The organism is Acinetobacter sp. YH01003, from assembly GCF_013420525.1.
Classification (GTDB): Bacteria; Pseudomonadota; Gammaproteobacteria; order Pseudomonadales; family Moraxellaceae; genus Acinetobacter; species Acinetobacter towneri.
Map to the genome: position 1 here is coordinate 186,839 of NZ_VOXY01000002.1, position 16,759 is coordinate 203,597.

The 16,759-nt window shown below is 41.7% G+C and carries 16 protein-coding genes; 7 read left to right on the forward strand and 9 right to left on the reverse strand.

All coding sequences use genetic code 11. The features are described 5' to 3' along the window. Positions 1 to 85: 85 nt before the first annotated feature. Positions 86 to 703, reverse strand: coding sequence for an alpha-ketoglutarate-dependent dioxygenase AlkB (locus FTT70_RS04240; protein WP_180168320.1), 618 nt, complete (start codon positions 701 to 703; stop codon positions 86 to 88). A gap of 142 nt (positions 704 to 845) precedes the next feature. On the opposite strand from FTT70_RS04240, the gene FTT70_RS04245 reads away from it, so the two are divergent. After that, positions 846 to 2,648 carry an ABC transporter ATP-binding protein gene (locus FTT70_RS04245; protein ID WP_154321120.1) on the forward strand — a complete coding sequence of 601 codons (1,803 nt, stop codon included), beginning with the start codon at positions 846 to 848 and terminating at the stop codon, positions 2,646 to 2,648. Between the two features lie 49 nt (positions 2,649 to 2,697). Here FTT70_RS04245 and pgsA read toward each other — a convergent pair whose 3' ends face one another. The 3 genes from pgsA to uvrC form a co-directional block, all read right to left on the reverse strand. Next, positions 2,698 to 3,285 (reverse strand): CDP-diacylglycerol--glycerol-3-phosphate 3-phosphatidyltransferase, encoded by a 588-nt coding sequence (pgsA, locus tag FTT70_RS04250; RefSeq protein WP_004975835.1) that lies wholly within the window; start codon positions 3,283 to 3,285, stop codon positions 2,698 to 2,700. 105 nt (positions 3,286 to 3,390) lie between these two features. Further along, positions 3,391 to 4,185: a thioesterase family protein gene (locus FTT70_RS04255; RefSeq protein ID WP_096901351.1), complete on the reverse strand. Its 795-nt coding sequence runs from the start codon at positions 4,183 to 4,185 to the stop codon at positions 3,391 to 3,393. A 224-nt stretch (positions 4,186 to 4,409) separates the two neighbouring features. Continuing rightward, the gene (gene uvrC, locus FTT70_RS04260) at positions 4,410 to 6,209 is read right to left on the reverse strand and encodes an excinuclease ABC subunit UvrC (RefSeq protein WP_004975832.1); all 1,800 of its coding nucleotides are present in this window, start codon (positions 6,207 to 6,209) and stop codon (positions 4,410 to 4,412) included. Positions 6,210 to 6,394: 185 nt separating this feature from the next. On the opposite strand from uvrC, the gene FTT70_RS04265 reads away from it, so the two are divergent. Continuing rightward, on the forward strand, positions 6,395 to 7,459 hold the full coding sequence (locus tag FTT70_RS04265) for an AAA family ATPase (RefSeq protein WP_004975830.1): 1,065 nt from the start codon (positions 6,395 to 6,397) through the stop codon (positions 7,457 to 7,459). Between the two features lie 372 nt (positions 7,460 to 7,831). Here FTT70_RS04265 and FTT70_RS04270 read toward each other — a convergent pair whose 3' ends face one another. Both FTT70_RS04270 and lpxO read right to left on the reverse strand, forming a co-directional pair. Continuing rightward, a complete protein-coding gene (locus FTT70_RS04270; protein ID WP_004975829.1) occupies positions 7,832 to 8,248 on the reverse strand; it encodes a PH domain-containing protein in 417 nt (138 codons plus the stop codon). A gap of 115 nt (positions 8,249 to 8,363) precedes the next feature. Further along, positions 8,364 to 9,278, reverse strand: coding sequence for a lipid A hydroxylase LpxO (gene lpxO, locus FTT70_RS04275; protein ID WP_180168321.1), 915 nt, complete (start codon positions 9,276 to 9,278; stop codon positions 8,364 to 8,366). 485 nt (positions 9,279 to 9,763) lie between these two features. On the opposite strand from lpxO, the gene fadB reads away from it, so the two are divergent. Together fadB and fadA are read left to right on the forward strand one after the other, a co-directional pair. Then, a complete protein-coding gene (fadB, locus tag FTT70_RS04280; RefSeq protein WP_180168322.1) occupies positions 9,764 to 11,917 on the forward strand; it encodes a fatty acid oxidation complex subunit alpha FadB in 2,154 nt (717 codons plus the stop codon). Positions 11,918 to 11,929: 12 nt separating this feature from the next. Then, complete coding sequence (fadA, locus tag FTT70_RS04285) at positions 11,930 to 13,102, forward strand: acetyl-CoA C-acyltransferase FadA (RefSeq protein ID WP_004975824.1); 1,173 nt, start codon at positions 11,930 to 11,932, stop codon at positions 13,100 to 13,102. Between the two features lie 145 nt (positions 13,103 to 13,247). Here the strand turns inward: fadA and FTT70_RS04290 are convergent, their stop codons facing one another. Both FTT70_RS04290 and FTT70_RS04295 read right to left on the reverse strand, forming a co-directional pair. Beyond that, positions 13,248 to 13,520, reverse strand: a complete 273-nt coding sequence (locus FTT70_RS04290; protein WP_004975814.1) for a hypothetical protein — start codon at positions 13,518 to 13,520, stop codon at positions 13,248 to 13,250. 108 nt (positions 13,521 to 13,628) lie between these two features. Beyond that, on the reverse strand, positions 13,629 to 14,378 hold the full coding sequence (locus tag FTT70_RS04295; RefSeq protein WP_104852942.1) for a hypothetical protein: 750 nt from the start codon (positions 14,376 to 14,378) through the stop codon (positions 13,629 to 13,631). Between the two features lie 253 nt (positions 14,379 to 14,631). Between FTT70_RS04295 and FTT70_RS04300 the strand changes: the two genes are divergently transcribed. Then, positions 14,632 to 15,333, forward strand: coding sequence for a DsbA family protein (locus tag FTT70_RS04300; RefSeq protein ID WP_180168323.1), 702 nt, complete (start codon positions 14,632 to 14,634; stop codon positions 15,331 to 15,333). A gap of 173 nt (positions 15,334 to 15,506) precedes the next feature. Here the strand turns inward: FTT70_RS04300 and FTT70_RS04305 are convergent, their stop codons facing one another. Further along, positions 15,507 to 15,707 carry a dodecin family protein gene (locus FTT70_RS04305; protein WP_004975809.1) on the reverse strand — a complete coding sequence of 67 codons (201 nt, stop codon included), beginning with the start codon at positions 15,705 to 15,707 and terminating at the stop codon, positions 15,507 to 15,509. 374 nt (positions 15,708 to 16,081) lie between these two features. Between FTT70_RS04305 and FTT70_RS04310 the strand changes: the two genes are divergently transcribed. Next, on the forward strand, positions 16,082 to 16,246 hold the full coding sequence (locus FTT70_RS04310; RefSeq protein WP_019836107.1) for a hypothetical protein: 165 nt from the start codon (positions 16,082 to 16,084) through the stop codon (positions 16,244 to 16,246). A gap of 327 nt (positions 16,247 to 16,573) precedes the next feature. Continuing rightward, entirely contained in the window at positions 16,574 to 16,753 is a 180-nt protein-coding gene (locus tag FTT70_RS04315) for a hypothetical protein (protein WP_019836108.1), read from the forward strand. Positions 16,754 to 16,759: the final 6 nt, after the last annotated feature.

The window sequence follows — 16,759 nt, forward strand, 5'->3', positions numbered from 1 at the left end:
TTAGGTTATCGACACATTAAAGCACTGAATTTAAATACAATTAAAATTTATTTCTGAATAAGGATTTAGAGTGCTAAATCAAGTCTTATTCAGTAGCCGCGTGAAAATAGCGAAAGGTCAGATTAATTCTGGGTTGTATAATTTTATTGGACTTCATTAAGGCATGTTTCCAATGGTGTTGCGTCGTGCCACGCATGACCAACAACTGACCACTTTGCAACAGTAGCTCAATTTTGTTGGCACGGTGTTTATGCTGAAAACAAAATTTACGGGTTGCCCCCAAACTTAAAGATGCAATGACAGCCTGTCTGCCTAAATTTGGCTCATCATCACTGTGCCAACCCAAGCTCTGCGTACCATCTTGATATAAATTGGCCAAACATGAGTTAAAGGGATGCCCGACCCATTGTTCAATTTGCTGTTTCAGTCGCCACAAAGCAGGCCGCCATAGCTGTGCCTGCTTAACTGCTCCCGAATAACGATATTGATACTGCTCATCGCCATACCATACCACTTGGCGCTGTGTCCGATAATACTGACCAAAGAGCAGACCTTCATCAGGCTGCCATGCCAAATGTTGCAGAAAATACTGCAAATAACGCTCACTATGCTCCGCACTCAGCACCAAACCATAGTCCTGCACAATGCCGTCATAAGGCAGTACGTTGTCACAACGCTCAGGTGCAAACAATTCTAGATTCATGGTCATTCCTATGCTGAATAGCTTATTGTTTAATCTAAAACAAGGATCAGGACTGCTCACAAAATGACACAGCTTTTTGGCTTGTGAGTCGTGAAGTTCATCCTTAGACTTAAAATCATCGTTCTTATAACAATAATAGCTTATGAATTTATGGCATTTATTTCAAAAATTGCGTCCCTTCGTTCGACCTTATCAGCTCTTGGTGATTGCTACCTTAGTTTTAACGCTCATCGGCTCATTAACAGCTCAAGTCAATGCACTAACTTTACAATACGCTGTTGACCGTATTAACGCCTTAATTGAGGCAGGACAAGGTCTGTCTGCAGGCTGGCACATTTTAATCACCATTTCAGCCATTTTGCTGGGTAAAGAAATCATCAATGCCTTTGTGCAGTTTGGACAGAAGTTTTATGGTGAAAAACTACGCATTTTTGTGTCACAAGATTTGGCACAGGGCATTATTGAGAAATTTTTGCGTTATCGACTGGCCTTTTTTAATCAGGACAACAACCAAGCAGGTAAATTACAAACACGTATAGATCGTGGCATTGGTTCGCTCACCCGCTTAGTGCAAATTTTCTTTATTGATATTTTGCCACTCTTTACCAGTGCAATTGTGGCTTTGGGCTTAATGTATTATGCCAATTTTTATGTGGGCTTGGTCGCGACACTCATTGTGCCTATTTATTTTTGGCTGACCTATCAGCAGGCACAAAAACTAGGAAGCTGGCGACGTAATTTACGTGATGGACGTGAGAAAAAAAGCCAAGGGATTCTCAGCATCATCAACTCAATTACCGTGATTAAATCATTTAACAGAGAAAGCATCGAAGCAGAAAAACAACTCACCCTGCAGAAAAAACTGACCCACAATCAAATGCAGACCCGCCAAACCAGTTTTTTATTTGATGGTTTAAAAAGCTTTATTGAACAAATTGGCGTGGTGCTGATTATTATTTTAACTGCTTATTTTGTGTTAGATAGACAAATGAGCATCGGCATGATCATGTATCACGTGTTGCTGTTTGGCAATGTTTCTGCCCCAATTCGCTCATTGCATCGTATTTATGATGAAGTCAATGATGCAATGATCTATTCAGAAAGCTTCTTTCAAATTTTGGAAGCCGAGCATGAAATTGAGCCAAGTGGTACGCTTAAACCAGTTATTCGAGGGCAGTTTGATCTGCAACAGGTAAACTTTTTTTATCCGAATGGACATCATGCACTCAAAGACATTCAAATGCAGATTCAGCCCAATAAAATTACCGCATTGGTGGGATTGTCGGGAGCAGGAAAATCTACCCTGATCAGTTTATTAGATAAATTCTATGAACCACAACAGGGAACAATTCAGCTCGATGGGATTGATATTAACCACATCGACACTCAATATTTGCGTGACCATATCGGCTTGGTTTTGCAAAAAAATCATATTTTCCAAGGCTCTATTTTTGAAAATATTCGTTATGGCAAAACTGATGCAAGCTTGGAAGATGTGATTCTGGCAGCCCAAAAAGCCTCTATTCACGAACAAATTTTGCAATTGCCTCAGGCTTATGACGCAGATGCCCTCATGCTTTCAGGCGGTCAACAACAACGGATTGCCCTTGCACGTATGTTCCTGAAAAATCCACCTATTATTTTTTTAGATGAACCGACTGCTAGTCTGGATGCCATTGCAACCGAACAAATCAAACAAAGCCTCGATGAAATTAAACAAGGGCGTACGGTCATCATCATTTCACATAGCTTATCGCAAATTATTGATGCCGATTACACCTATGTCATGAAAGATGGCAGGATTGCGGAACATGGCGAACATGATGCGCTTTATCATCAAAATGGGGTTTATAAAGAAATTTTTGATGCGATGGCAAAAAGTTTAAATATTGAAAAAATTGCCAAAACTTATGAGGATGATGCCGAGGAAGAAACCCATAGTTAATCAAAAAGTGCTTCAATCAGAAGCACTTTTTAATGAAGAATCACGATATTTAAGGTTGTTTCAAATATGGCCATGCCGCTTTTAAATAAATAAACATCGACCAAAGCGTTAGAATTACAGCAGTATAGAGCAACAAATAAGCCACCATTTCCAATGGTTGCCAGTTCAATAAGAACACTGAAATCGCAATCATTTGGAATGCTGTTTTATATTTCCCCACTGTAGACACCGCCACACTGGTACGTGCGCCGAGTTCAGCCATCCACTCTCGTAAGGCAGATACGGTAATTTCACGGGAAATAATTACAATCGCGGCAAAAGCCATAGAAATAGTCGGTTGCCATTGCACTAAAACAATCAATGCCGCAGCGACCATAAGTTTATCGGCCACAGGGTCTAAAAAGCGCCCAAATGCAGAGGTCTGATTCAAAGTACGTGCCAAATAGCCATCAAACCAGTCGGTCACAGCAGCAATCACAAAAATAGACGTCAAAATAATATGACGCGTCATGCCACCATCATAACCATTTACGCCCATTGCAGGCGGCCAATACGCCACCAACAAAAAAACAGGAATCAAGGCGATTCGAGCCAAAGTTAATATATTTGGAATGTTCAGGATACGACCTGTTGTCATAGACACCGCCAATGTTTCCCCTCTTTACGCTGCATATTCACAAGTTTTTTGAGGATTTGTCATCGTGAATAGGCTTCACTTTATACGAAATGCTAGTAGGTGTCACTAGGCAAACACGGTGATGGTCTGTCGGGCAATCGCTATTAGCCGATCCTGATCATCCCATAAGTGCGCATATTCTGTGGCATAACCACCGCTAGCATGATCGGTAAAAACTTTATATTTCATCCAATCTTGCAGCTGATTTTGCAAAGGATTGACATAGGTCACATGCCAAGTCAGTGAACTGGCAGGAGCAAGCTGCTCAAACATCGGCAGTACTCCAGGCGGCCACATATCAAAAGCCACCATCAAATCGGCAATGGTCATGGCACGATTCGTATGCTGTTTTGGGTTAAAACGCATCCAGCCTGCAAAATCAGGTTTATGACTAGCAGTAAACGGATATTGTCCTTCAGACCAAACCAAATCCATCTGCTGAAAACATTCAGGTGCTAAAGGATGATGCTGTGTAACAGGCAATTCCGTTGCAGGTGGAAAATTGGGCGCAGTACGTTCTTGTTGCACCACAATGCTGGATTCACGTGCCGCACCAAAACTGGCAATTAAAATGCTTTGTACTGCATCATCCTGCCATAAACGAACTTCGACACTGGTCACAGATTTGCCTTCACGCAGAATTTCCGCCGTGAGCCGTGCCCGACCTTGTTGCACAGGTCCGACAAACGTGACACTGCTGCTTAGCAAGCGCTTTTTCGGATCGGCAATACAAAGCTGGGCTTTTTGCATCATCAAACCTGCCACCAATCCACCATAAATAGTGCGCCCTTGTAACCACCCAAGCGGGATGTCTATCCATTCTTGCTCGGCAATGGCTTGATAGGTCTGTAGCAACGACATAGCTTTTCCTTAAACAATGTTGTGGTTGATATTACAGGGTTTCGATCTGATGTGAATGTTCAATGACGACAGAGTCAATGCACTTTTTTGCTATTTACCTTTGTAGAAAATACTGCTTTTTATGCAGTAAATAGGGTCTGTTGACAATTCGTCTATGTTTGCGACGTGAGAGATATATCTCGCAAGATTTTTAGCTAATATAAGGCATGAGGCAGGAAATTTAGTCATTCATGCAGCACTTTATAAATCGTACGCGCCATTACTTCACCCAGTCCGGGTACTAAAGTCAACTCTTTTTCAGAAGCTTTCAGGACACCTTGTATGCCACCAAAATGGGTGAGTAAATCACGACGACGTTTTGGCCCTAAGCCCGGAATCACTTCAAGTATTGATGAGCCACGTTTTTTATCGCGCTTGGCACGGTGCTTGGTAATTGCAAATCGGTGTGCTTCATCACGTACCTGCTGAATCAAATGCAGCGCCTTATGATCTTCAGGCAGCTGAATTTTGCTGCCATCGGTAAAATGTAGCGTTTCTAGACCAGGTTTGCGTCCTTCGCCTTTGGACACCCCAATCATAAAGGCATCCAATCCTAACTCCTGCATGACCTCCATCGCCATATTCAACTGCCCTTTACCGCCATCAATCAGCAATAAATCGGGCAGCATGGCTTTTTTATAACGGCGCGTTAAAGCTTGGCGCATGGCAGCATAGTCATCTCCAGCCTGAATATCCTGAATTGAAAATTGTCGATAATCACGTTTGCGAATACCACCACTGTCAAATACCACGCAAGATGCCACAGTGTCTTCGCCCATAGTGTGCGAAATATCAAAACATTCAATCCGATCAATCGGGCGTCCAACCACTTGCTCTAACTGATGAAAACGCTCATTTAATTCAAAGTGATTGGCGAGTTTACCTTTAATGGCATGCTGCACATTCATTTGTGCCAATTCTTGCCACTCGGCACGGGTTTCACGCACTTTATGTTTAATTTGAATTTTTTTATCGAAGTGTTGCTGTAAGGCTTGTTCCAACTCTTTGCAATCTGCCACTTCCACATTAACAATCAATTCCGCTGGAATTTCATCGGCCACCTGAAAGTAAAAGTTGGCAATAAAATCGGCCAACATTTGCCCCAAATCATCGCCCAACATATCAGGAAAATAGCTTTTACCGCCCAGCATTTTGCCATTGCGCACATGCATAATTTGCACACAGGTCACACCTGCCTGATAAGCAATTGCGATAATATCGGCTTCGCCTTTGAGTTTATAAATGGCTTGCTGTGCCTGCACATCACGCAACAAAGCCATACGGTCACGGTAAAAGACTGCTTTTTCAAATTCCAACGCTTCGGCTGCAGCTTCCATTTTAGCAATCAATTGCTGATTCAGTTCTTTACTATCGCCCTGTAAAAATCGAATCGAATTATTAACATCTTCTTTATATTCTTCGGGCGAAATCAATCCTACACACGGTGCCGAACAGCGTTTGATCTGATATTGCAAACACGGACGCTGCCGTTGAGCAAAATAACTGTTTTCACACTGCCGCACATTAAACAGTTTTTGTAACACCACCAAAGTATCGCGGGCATTGTACGCACTCGGATAAGGCCCAAAAAACTTGCCTATCTGATGCTTGCCTTTGCCGCGTCCACTGGCAATACGCGGATAAGGCTGATCTGCCGACACAAAAATATAAACATAGGACTTATCATCGCGCAGCATAATATTGTACGGTGGACGATGCAGCTTAATCAGATTTTGTTCAAGCAATAACGCTTCAGTTTCGGAACGCACCACCAAAGTTTCAATATCATAAATACGCGCCACTAAAGCCTGCGTTTTAGGATGCTCGATGGTTTTGACAAAATAACTCGACACTCGGTTTTTTAAATTTTTGGCTTTGCCGACATATAACAACTCCCCGTCTTTACCCAACATACGGTAAACCCCTGGCAATTGGGTCATATTTGCCAAAATTTTCTCGATATGCTCACCTGCGTTTGGGTTCACGAGTCATCCTATTCTTGCTACATTCTTTACATGATGTGCTGCTTTATCTGATTTTTTCAAGCTTTATCCTGTGGCATAGCGCATGATCTATCCACTAAAACGATCAGCTCAGTGCTAAAAACGATCAGTCGGCAACACAAGATTTGCTATGCTCAGGCATCTTGTCAGCAGAAGGAAAGTGCAGGATGACGACCGCACCACACGGCATACCGACCATTCAATCCGCAACGTCCCAGCCGATCAGTACACATCAGTATGTATCCGCCAAAGACCGTTTGATTGGCAAGCCGCGCTTTCATTTTGAACCTACACAAGTCATGCAATTGTTACGTCAACGGATTATTGGACAAGATGCAGCGCTGAATGAAATCGAAAAAATGCTGTATGTGGTCAAGGCCGATTTCTCCAGCACAGAGCGACCACTTTCAGTGACTTTAATGCTTGGCCCGACAGGTGTTGGCAAGACCGAAACGGTGCGCCTGATTGCCGAAGCCATTTATGGTCGCCCCGATGCCTTCTGCCGCATTGATATGAATACCTTGGCGCAGGAACACTATGCGGCTGCACTCACAGGCGCGCCTCCTGGCTATGTCGGCTCTAAAGAAGGCCATAGTTTATTTGATGAAACTGCGATTGCAGGTTCGCACACCCGCCCAGGCATTATGTTATTTGATGAACTGGAAAAAGCCTCAAGCGAAGTGATACGTGGCTTAATGAATGTGCTAGATACAGGCAAACTGACCCTGACTGCAGGCACCAAAACCATCGACTTTCGCAATTGCATGATTTTTATGACCAGCAATGTGGGTACTCAAGCCGCACAACAATACTTAGATAAATTGAATCTGTTGCCGCAAAAAGTACAACAACTGTGCTTAAAACGCATGCCCACACAACGGATCATTGAAAAAGTCATGCAGCGTAAATTTGACCCTGAATTTTTAAATCGGATTGACCGTAGTTTGCATTATCAAGCGGTATCTGCTGATGCCCTGCCGCAATTGGTTGAAATTGAATTGGAAAAGTTAAACCATCGCCTGCAGCATCAACAGCGCCAAGTCGAACTCACTGCAGCAGCTAAAGCCTATTTTTATCAGGGGCATGATATTCGTTACGGCGCGCGGCATTTGGGGCGTAAAATTCGTACTGAACTTGAACCCATTTTAGCTTTATATTTTTTAAAGTATCCTGAAAAATCGGAAATATGTGTAGATTGCAGTGCAAATCAATTGCACCTCAAAATAGAATAAGCCCGCGACTTATGCTGCGTGAATCTTGAGAATGCCGCTCTGCTCATCCTCAAAGTTTTGATGCTTATTTTTGCTTAAAAAGCCTAGGGTCTGTTGACAATTCGTCTATGTTTGCGACGTGAGAGATATATCTCGCAAGGTTTTTTAGCTGATATAAGGCATGAGGCAGGAAATTTAGTCATTCTAAATGACTGACTCATAACGCAATAGCAGCAAAAAATATGCTCGTCCTGAAAGGCTGTGGCTAAAACTTTCTCAGATTGCGTTATGAAACTTGGCAATAGTCTCGCTATTCCCTACGTTTCATGCCTGATCTGCTCAGTTTTAGCCTACAGCGCAAGCCATTTATGAAATGTCAACAGACCCTAGGGATTAGTCGGTAATTTCCATTCCCAAGGCTTGACTAAATTTGGTCTGATCTTTAGGTGAAACCAATACAAATTTTGGCTGCCCCGCTTGAAGATAATCAATTTTTAAACGCTTCAGCGACAAAGCAGGTGACGCTACAGAATTATTGGTTTTAGATATTTTTTGAATACTGTCGCGCGGAATATCCCATTTTAAAAACATGCAACGGATCTGCAAGCGTTCTGCATCAACCTGATAACGCGTATTGAACACAGGCCACCACAACACAAAAATGGTAATGAAATACACCCCTGTGTGCACAGGAAATGCAGGCATCGTGCCTTTGGCATACATGGTCAGCAATAATTGAATTAATAAGCCTGACATACAAATCACAAAGGCCAAGACCCACCAATCTTTTTTAGAACGAAACGTTTGCATAAATTTTCCCCTAAGTTGCTTCATTCTATACATAAAAGCAGCGTGAAATTGAAGCTTGACGCTAAAATTATGGAAAAATGCCATAAAAAAACGCCCCGAAAGGCGTTGTGATGATTTAAAACAGATAAGGACGAATAAAAATTAGGAAGAAAATACCTAACATCAAAAACCATTTTAGAAAGTAATACAAACGGCTATTTCTGGCCTTTAAAGCTTTGGCTTTTAAACGCACTTGGTAAACATAACCAAAGACTTTATTTAAGCCGCCCGTTTGGTCACCGGCTTCATTTGGAGAACTGGCTGCAGTCATGACATTCTTACCAAACCAGTGATTAAACTTTTGCATTAACCGTGATTTTAACGGGCGCTCGACATCCGCAAAGAAAATAATACGGTTTTGATCAGTGCCATTTTCGGCATAGTGAATATAGGTTTCATCGAACACCACACTTTCACCATCACGCCATGAATAGCGCTCACCATCGACATCAATAAAACAACGGTCATCATTGGGTGTCATTAATCCCAAGTGGTAACGCAATGAACCCGCATAAGGATCACGGTGACGCACCAAGCGACTGTCGGGTGCAAGCTCGGTAAACATGGCTGCCTTAATACTAGGTAAAGTTTTTAATAATGCTGTGGTTTTTGGGCATAATTCTGCGGCAGATGGATGCGCGGAGTCATACCATTTTAAATAAAAACGCTTCCAGCCTGTTTTAAAGAATGAGTTAAATCCCAAATCATCGTAGCTACTTGAAGCTTTAATACCACCCTGTTCATACAAAGCTTTGGCTTCATCACGAATCATTTCCCAATTGTCATCCAAAACCTTTAAATCTTGAAAGTGCTGGGTGTCGATATAAGGTTGATTCGGCACTTTAGAAAATAAGTACATTAAATAGTTGATCGGTGCGAGAATGGTAGAATGGTCAAAAAACTGACGATAAAAACTATGACGCACCTTGCCGCGCTGTTGAATATACAACGCTGAAGCGATAAAAATCGCCAAAATAACCCACTTCAACATAGAACAACCCAAATTGCTGAAAACAGCTGAAATTCAAAAATGGCGCATATTCTACTCAATTTCAGCGCATGAGGTCATAGCAGAAAATAGAACACAGCATTGCAAGTCGCTGTCCAAACCTATCGACTTCATGCTTTAAAACTTATCATCAAAACAAGGGATTGACTTTCCTGTCCCAAACAACCCACTGATAACATCTATTTATCAAGCTTTTCTAAATCGAAAATGCAATACAACCTGATTAAAAATAAAAGAGAAAACAATCACTTTCATCTTTCTTTAAACATAGGATTTTAAAATCGGGTCAAAAAGCAATTCCGCGCTATGAGAAAAATCATGACCCTTGCGTCACGGCTTGATACAACTTGCTATATTTTTTTTCGATATAGTTATCGTAAGATTAGCGAGGCATATATGTGTGCAGGACTATCGCACACGCTTCATAACATCAACTTAGAAGTCCTCCAAAATAAAGGAGATCAGGCATGATCCACGCTGGCAATGCCATTACCGTCCAAATGCTTTCGGACGGAATTGCAGAATTCCGCTTTGACTTACAAGGTGAGTCGGTCAACAAATTTAACCGTGCAACGATTGAAGACTTTAAAGCTGCGATTGAGGCTGTTAAAGCAAACAATGAAGTGAAAGGTTTAATCGTCACTTCTGCGAAATCAACCTTTATCGTGGGTGCAGACATCACCGAATTTGGCGCAAACTTCGCTCAAGGCGAACAAGCCATTGTGGATTGGGCATTGCCTGTTCACGACATTTTCAATGCTTTTGAAGATTTAGAGATTCCTAAAGTTGCTGCAATCAATGGTATGGCATTGGGCGGTGGCTTTGAAATGTGTTTGGTATGTGACTACCGTGTCATGTCAGACCAAGCACAAGTGGGCTTACCAGAAATCAAACTCGGTATTTTCCCGGGCTTTGGTGGTACGGTTCGTTTAAGCCGCGTTATTGGTATCGACAATGCGGTTGAATGGATGGCAATGGCCAACCCTAAACGTCCTGATGCTGCACTTAAAGACGGTGCTGTAGATGCTGTAGTTGCTGCAGATCAATTACAAGCGGCTGCGCTTGATTTGGTTAAACAAGCCATTGCAGGTCGTTTGGACTGGAAAGCAAAACGCCAAGAAAAATTAGACCCAGTGAAATTGAACCCACTTGAACAAATGATGGCGTTCAACACTGCAAAAGGTGCGGTATTAGCCAAAGCGAATCCTGCACAATACCCTGCACCAAAACTCATGCTTGATTCTTTACAAGCAGGTGCAAGCTTGCCACGTAATGACGCACTCAAAGCGGAAGCGGAAGGCTTTGCTAAAGCTGCGGTAACGCCACAAGCAGGTGCATTGATTGGTTTGTTCATCAACGACCAAGTGGTGAAGAAGACCTCGAAAAAATATGAAAAAGGTGCGCATCCTGTTAACCAAGCGGCTGTACTCGGCGCGGGTATCATGGGTGGTGGTATTGCTTACCAAGCGGCAAGCAAAGGCACACCAATTATCATGAAAGACATTGGCAATCCACAATTGGCATTGGGGATGTCTGAAGCAAACAAATTGCTGACCAAGCAAGTTGAACGTAAAAAAATGACACCTGCCAAAATGGGTGAAACTTTGGCACGTATCCGCCCAACTTTAAGCTATGACGAGTTTAAAGAAGTGGATATCGTGATTGAAGCTGTGACGGAAAATCCAAAAATCAAAGGCATTGTACTGAAAGAAACTGAATCTAAAGTACGTGAAAACACGATTATTGCATCGAATACATCGACCATTTCAATCACGCGTTTGGCTGAAAACCTAGAGCGTCCTGAAAACTTCGTCGGTATGCACTTCTTTAACCCAGTGCACATGATGCCATTGGTTGAAGTAATCCGTGGTGAAAAAACTTCTGCTGAAGCGATTGCTACCACTGTTGTTCTTGCTCAAAAAATGGGTAAAACACCAATTGTTGTAAACGACTGCCCAGGCTTCTTGGTGAACCGCGTATTGTTCCCTTACTTCGGTGCATTCGACTTATTACTTAAAGATGGCGCAGACTTCCAACAAGTCGACAAAGTCATGGAAAAATTCGGCTGGCCAATGGGCCCTGCATACTTAATGGACGTGGTCGGTATTGACACGGGCGTTCACGGTGCAGAAGTTATGGCAGAAGGTTTCCCTGACCGCATGAAGCCTGACTACAAAGGCTCTATCCAAGTCATGTACGAAAACAAACGTCTTGGTCAAAAGAATGACGTTGGTTTCTACAAATATGAATTGGATCGCAAAGGCAAAAAAGCCAAAGTGGTTGATCCAACTGCATACGAGCTTGTGGCATCTGTTGCAACTGCTGAAAAACGTGAATTTGATGCACAAGAAATCATTGACCGTATGATGCTGGCTTTCTGTAACGAAACTGTTCGTTGCTTAGAAGACAACATTGTAGCGACACCATCTGAAGCAGATATGGCGATGATTATGGGCGTAGGTTTCCCTCCATTCCGTGGTGGTCCATGCCGTTACATCGACCAAACAGGTGTTGCTGAATATGTTGCGCTTTGCGACAAGTATGCACACTTAGGAAAAGCTTATGAAGCGCCACAAATGTTGCGTGACATGGCTGCTAACAACAAAAAATTCTACGGTTAAGGAGCAACGTGAATGGCTACTTTAAATCCACGTGACGTTGTCATCGTTGATGGCGTACGTTCTGCAATGGGTAAAACCAAAAACGGTATGTTCCGCAATGTACGTGCTGACAGTCTATCGGCTGAATTGGTTCGTGCTTTAGTTGCTCGTAACCAGTTTGATGTCAACGAAGTTGAAGATGTGATCTGGGGCTGTGTTAACCAAACCCTAGAACAAGGTATGAACATTGGTCGTAATATTGCTTTATTGGCTGATCTTCCAAAAACAGTAGCGGGTCAAACTGTGAACCGTCTGTGTGGTTCTTCAATGCAAGCGATCCACACCGCTGCGGCACAAATTGCAACCAATCAGGGTGATATTTTCATCATTGGTGGTGTAGAGCACATGGGCCATGTGGGCATGATGCACGGTATCGACATCAACCCTGCTGCATCGAAGCACTATGCCAAAGCCTCAAACATGATGGGCTTAACTGCTGAAATGTTGGGTCGCATGAACGGTATTTCTCGTGAAGAGCAAGATGCCTTTGGTGTGGAATCACACCGTCGTGCATGGGCTGCAACGCAAGAAGGCCGTTTTAAAAACGAAATCATTGGCATTGAAGGTCATGATGCAAACGGCTTTAAACAACTATGTGACATCGACGAAGTGATTCGTCCAGATGCTAACCTTGAAGCATTCCAAGCTTTACGTCCTGTATTTGATCCGAAAGGCGGTACCGTAACTGCGGCGACATCTTCAGCATTGTCTGATGGTGCTTCTGCTATGTTGCTTATGTCTGCTGAACGTGCACAAGCATTAGGTTTGAAACCACGTGCGGTGATTCGCTCTATGGCCGTTGCAGGCTGTGATGCAGCAATCATGGGTTATGGCCCAGTACCTGCAACGCAAAAAGCACTTAAACGTGCGGGCTTGTCAATTGCAGACATTCAAACCTTTGAATTAAACGAAGCGTTTGCTGCACAAGGTCTATCTGTTCTAAAAGGCTTAGGCATTTATGATCAGCAAGATCGTGTGAACTTGAACGGTGGTGCAATTGCACTCGGTCACCCATTGGGTTGTTCAGGTGCGCGTATCACCACCACGTTATTGAACGTGATGGAACAACAAGACACGCAAATTGGTCTTGCGACCATGTGTATCGGTCTTGGTCAAGGTATCGCGACAATTATTGAGCGTGTGTAAAAAGTCTTCGTAATAAAAAAATCCTCGCATCATGCGGGGATTTTTTATTTTGTTGTTTTGAGCTGTTCTAATTTTTAAATTTTATTCTTTTGCATTGTTATCTTGAAGACTAGATGGCTGATCAGTTGTGATTTACCTGCACGGCTTAAACCAACAACTCCCCCATCAACCATGTCATATAGCGTTCTTTATCCATAAAATCTGGGGCGCTGCCTGTATCCAAGCAATAATATTGTTGATTAAATTCAATCACAATTTGTTCAGTCTGATGCCAATCTTCAACCAAACGAAAGTGCTGATTAAAGAAGTAACGGTTCTTGCCCCAATTATTTAAATTTTCGAGTTTCGGGTAGTTTTTATTTTCTAAGAATTGCAAATACAGTTGTTGAATATCATCAAAGACTTGAATGCTGTTCATATTGGACCTGCCTAGCTGAGCAATTAAATCAACAGGCACAGTTTAGGCAAGAGATTTGAACGGCAGATGACATTCTTTTGACAATTTGATGTAAGGATTTGCCAGACCTTACAACTTGCTTTCCAGTGCCCGCTGATGCTGCTGAGTGATCTCTTGCATTTGCGTATTGAGCTGCACCATCTCTTGATATACCGCATTAAATTCTTTCAAGGCTGCATCTTCATAGAACATGAAGGTATTGTTTTTGAGCTCCCATTTATTGTTTTTTAAAATTGCAAACAACACATACGCCTTACCCAAATTTTTCTTTTCCAATTCAAATAATGCGTGTCCTTGGTCATTATGGCGGCTTTCTAGCAAAGATTCTGCTAAATGACGGCGCAAATTATGATTGATTTCAAGATTCTCAATCTGCTCCAAAGCCATCGCTTCATGCTGTTCTAAATGTTCCTGATACAGCTCTACCATGGCACGTACTTGCACCAACATGGCTTCGGTATCAGCATAGTCTTGTTTTTTATCTGCAGCAAGTCGTTGAGGATCTAAAAACTGATCCCAATTCAAGGCTTTTAATTCACGTAAATAGCTATTGCGCGCTTCGGCACTTTGCACCATGTGACTCAAGACAAAACTCGCCATAATTTGATAGTCGCCATCTAAACGATTATCTTTTAAGTCAATTTGAATCGGCTTAGACCAATCCTGTGCCTGTACAAAAATTTGTTCGGCTTTTTCATAAATCACATTTTGATAAGCATGCAATTGAGTGACTTGTTTTTGCTGCTGTTGATATTGATAAAACATCCCGCCAAAAATCAGCAGCGTTGCACATCCTATAATTAGCACTATACGTCGCATGCGTGCCCTCTTATTTTTTAGTATTTGCAATATCTTAGCGTGAAGCCTGTCACATTTGTATAGCATTTTATGCTTATTTTCTAATGCAGCCATTAGAATATAGTGAAATAAATCAATTCATTTATGCCTTTATATGATTCTGTATCCATGACGCTATTTGATCAGATGCTCAAAAATAAGTTTAGCATCGCTTTATGCTTTAAATTTTATGTAACATCCCCATCTTAGTAAAAAACAGAATTTGAGATTGTTCATGCGCGTTGATATTTGGTCAGATATTGTTTGCCCGTTTTGCTATATCGGCAAAAAACGTTTAGAGGCTGCTGCTGAAGAAGCAGGTGTAGAATTAGAAGTGCATTGGCACAGCTTTGAACTTGATCCAGATGCGCCACCGCGTCAGGAAGTGTCCAATTCAGAGCGTTTGGCACAAAAATATGGGCGCAGCCTTGCCGAAGTAGAAGACATGCAGCGTAATATTGCCGAAATGGCAAAAGCTGAAGGCATTGACTTTCAATGGGAAAATGCCAACTCTGGCAATACCTTTAATGCCCATCGCTTGGTGCATTTAGCGCAAAGCAAAGGCTTGGGCAGCGAAGCCAAAGAGGCTTTTTTCTATAGCTATATGACTCAAGGTTTGGCAATTGGCGAGCGTGAAACACTGGAAGATGTTGCATCACGTATTGGGCTGAATCCTGTAGAAGTGGATGATGTTTTGGATTCTGACGAATATGCCGACTTTGTAAAATTTGACCAAGAAGTTGCACGTGAACAATTAAACGTCACTGGCGTACCGTTCTTCGTATTTGATCAGCGTATTGCTTTAGCAGGTGCGCAGCCACGCGAAGTTTTTGTGCAAGTTCTGCAAAAAGCCCTTGAAACAGCAAGCGAGCTAGAGCTTGACGATGCAGCAAGCTGCGATGCAGAACAATGCGATGTATCTGAACCTAAAGCTTAAGATTGAAATACAGACAAGGCTGAATAGTGTTCTTCCAGCTGATTAGACGCACAAAAAAAATCCCATTACGGGATTTTTTTGTGCTTTTAAAATGGGTCAAAGTTCCAGCTTTGCCCCGCAACCATGCTTCGGTTAGTTGTCATCTTACTATGCTTCGTTAATGAAGCGAGGTGTTATTCAACCAAGAAGCTGATTTTTAAATTGACCCGATACTCCGTGATTTGATTGTCTTTAACCACCACTTTTTGTTCGTTAATCCACGCCCCTTGGACATTTTTAATTGTTTCTGTCACTTTAGCGATTCCAGTCTGAATCGCGTCTTCAAAACTTTTTGTACTGCTTGAATTAACTTCAACTACTTTTGCAATTGCCATGATTTTCTCACTGTCCTTTATCGTTATTGGAATTCCATCATAGATTAAAAAAACCGCATTTTTAGACTGTTTAACCAATCACAGCCAAAACATTACATGATTTCACACTGTCAAAAATTGTCACCATTCACCCTCATTTCAGACTTATCCAAATACAAATTTTGCAGACATCTCAACCATTTAAGCCTACACAAAAAACTAGAGCTAAAACTCTAATATATTGTTTTATATTGCTATTTTTAAAATAATTGCCGAAATGATCATTTTGTAAATTTTAAACTTTGTTATGATTCATGTGAATTTTTTATTTCGTTTGATCTCCCTACGATGTCTATTCTTCTGCCTAGACATTAACACTTTGGATGGATATTCCCATGAATATGTTTAAATCTGTTTTGATGGTTTCACTTTTAGCAATTGCTGCAAATGTATCTGCTCAAATTGTGCATGTACCTGATTTTCCAACTCAAAAAGTGAATACAGAATCGGCTGCATCTGAAGCTGTTGTAAATGAACCAACTTCGCAAAAGGCAGCTTAAGTTACGCGTTTTATCCACAAATTTTAGCTGTATTAATCTCTCCCATTTCTCTCCCCAAACAGCAGTCTAAAGCAGGCTGCTGTTTGTTTTTCTAATGCTAAATTTGCTTTAAATCGTCCATGCAACATCTAAAAACTGTGTTCTACCCAATTGCTAATACTTTTTTGGCACTGCGATTTAAATTTTTTTGATTATTTTTCATATAAAAAGCGCATTTTTTGTCAATAATGTCTAAAAAAGCACAAAAGCTGACAATTTTTAGCATGTATTTTTTAATTAAATCCATATAATTAAAGTGATTTTTTTTCATTGCTATAGCAGATGCCTATGCAACAACTTCAAGCACTTATACAAAGAAAAATTCCACCTCAAGCGATTGAGGTCAACCATTTAATCGAATTAGCCAAACGCTATCCTCAACCACAATCGGCAGAATATAAATTGATTGAATTGGCTCTGAATATTGTCTTGGCAGATTATTTGGAAAAAGCACAACAACATATTTAAGTATGC

Coding starts and splice junctions, on each gene's coding strand:
- FTT70_RS04240 (WP_180168320.1), bottom strand. CDS start 703: ATGAATCTAGAATTGTTTGCACCTGAGCGTTGTGACAACGTACTGCCT.
- FTT70_RS04245 (WP_154321120.1), top strand. CDS start 846: ATGAATTTATGGCATTTATTTCAAAAATTGCGTCCCTTCGTTCGACCT.
- pgsA (WP_004975835.1), bottom strand. CDS start 3,285: ATGACAACAGGTCGTATCCTGAACATTCCAAATATATTAACTTTGGCT.
- FTT70_RS04255 (WP_096901351.1), bottom strand. CDS start 4,185: ATGTCGTTGCTACAGACCTATCAAGCCATTGCCGAGCAAGAATGGATA.
- FTT70_RS04265 (WP_004975830.1), top strand. CDS start 6,395: ATGACGACCGCACCACACGGCATACCGACCATTCAATCCGCAACGTCC.
- FTT70_RS04270 (WP_004975829.1), bottom strand. CDS start 8,248: ATGCAAACGTTTCGTTCTAAAAAAGATTGGTGGGTCTTGGCCTTTGTG.
- lpxO (WP_180168321.1), bottom strand. CDS start 9,278: ATGTTGAAGTGGGTTATTTTGGCGATTTTTATCGCTTCAGCGTTGTAT.
- fadB (WP_180168322.1), top strand. CDS start 9,764: ATGATCCACGCTGGCAATGCCATTACCGTCCAAATGCTTTCGGACGGA.
- fadA (WP_004975824.1), top strand. CDS start 11,930: ATGGCTACTTTAAATCCACGTGACGTTGTCATCGTTGATGGCGTACGT.
- FTT70_RS04290 (WP_004975814.1), bottom strand. CDS start 13,520: ATGAACAGCATTCAAGTCTTTGATGATATTCAACAACTGTATTTGCAA.
- FTT70_RS04295 (WP_104852942.1), bottom strand. CDS start 14,378: ATGCGACGTATAGTGCTAATTATAGGATGTGCAACGCTGCTGATTTTT.
- FTT70_RS04300 (WP_180168323.1), top strand. CDS start 14,632: ATGCGCGTTGATATTTGGTCAGATATTGTTTGCCCGTTTTGCTATATC.
- FTT70_RS04305 (WP_004975809.1), bottom strand. CDS start 15,707: ATGGCAATTGCAAAAGTAGTTGAAGTTAATTCAAGCAGTACAAAAAGT.
- FTT70_RS04310 (WP_019836107.1), top strand. CDS start 16,082: ATGAATATGTTTAAATCTGTTTTGATGGTTTCACTTTTAGCAATTGCT.
- FTT70_RS04315 (WP_019836108.1), top strand. CDS start 16,574: ATGCAACAACTTCAAGCACTTATACAAAGAAAAATTCCACCTCAAGCG.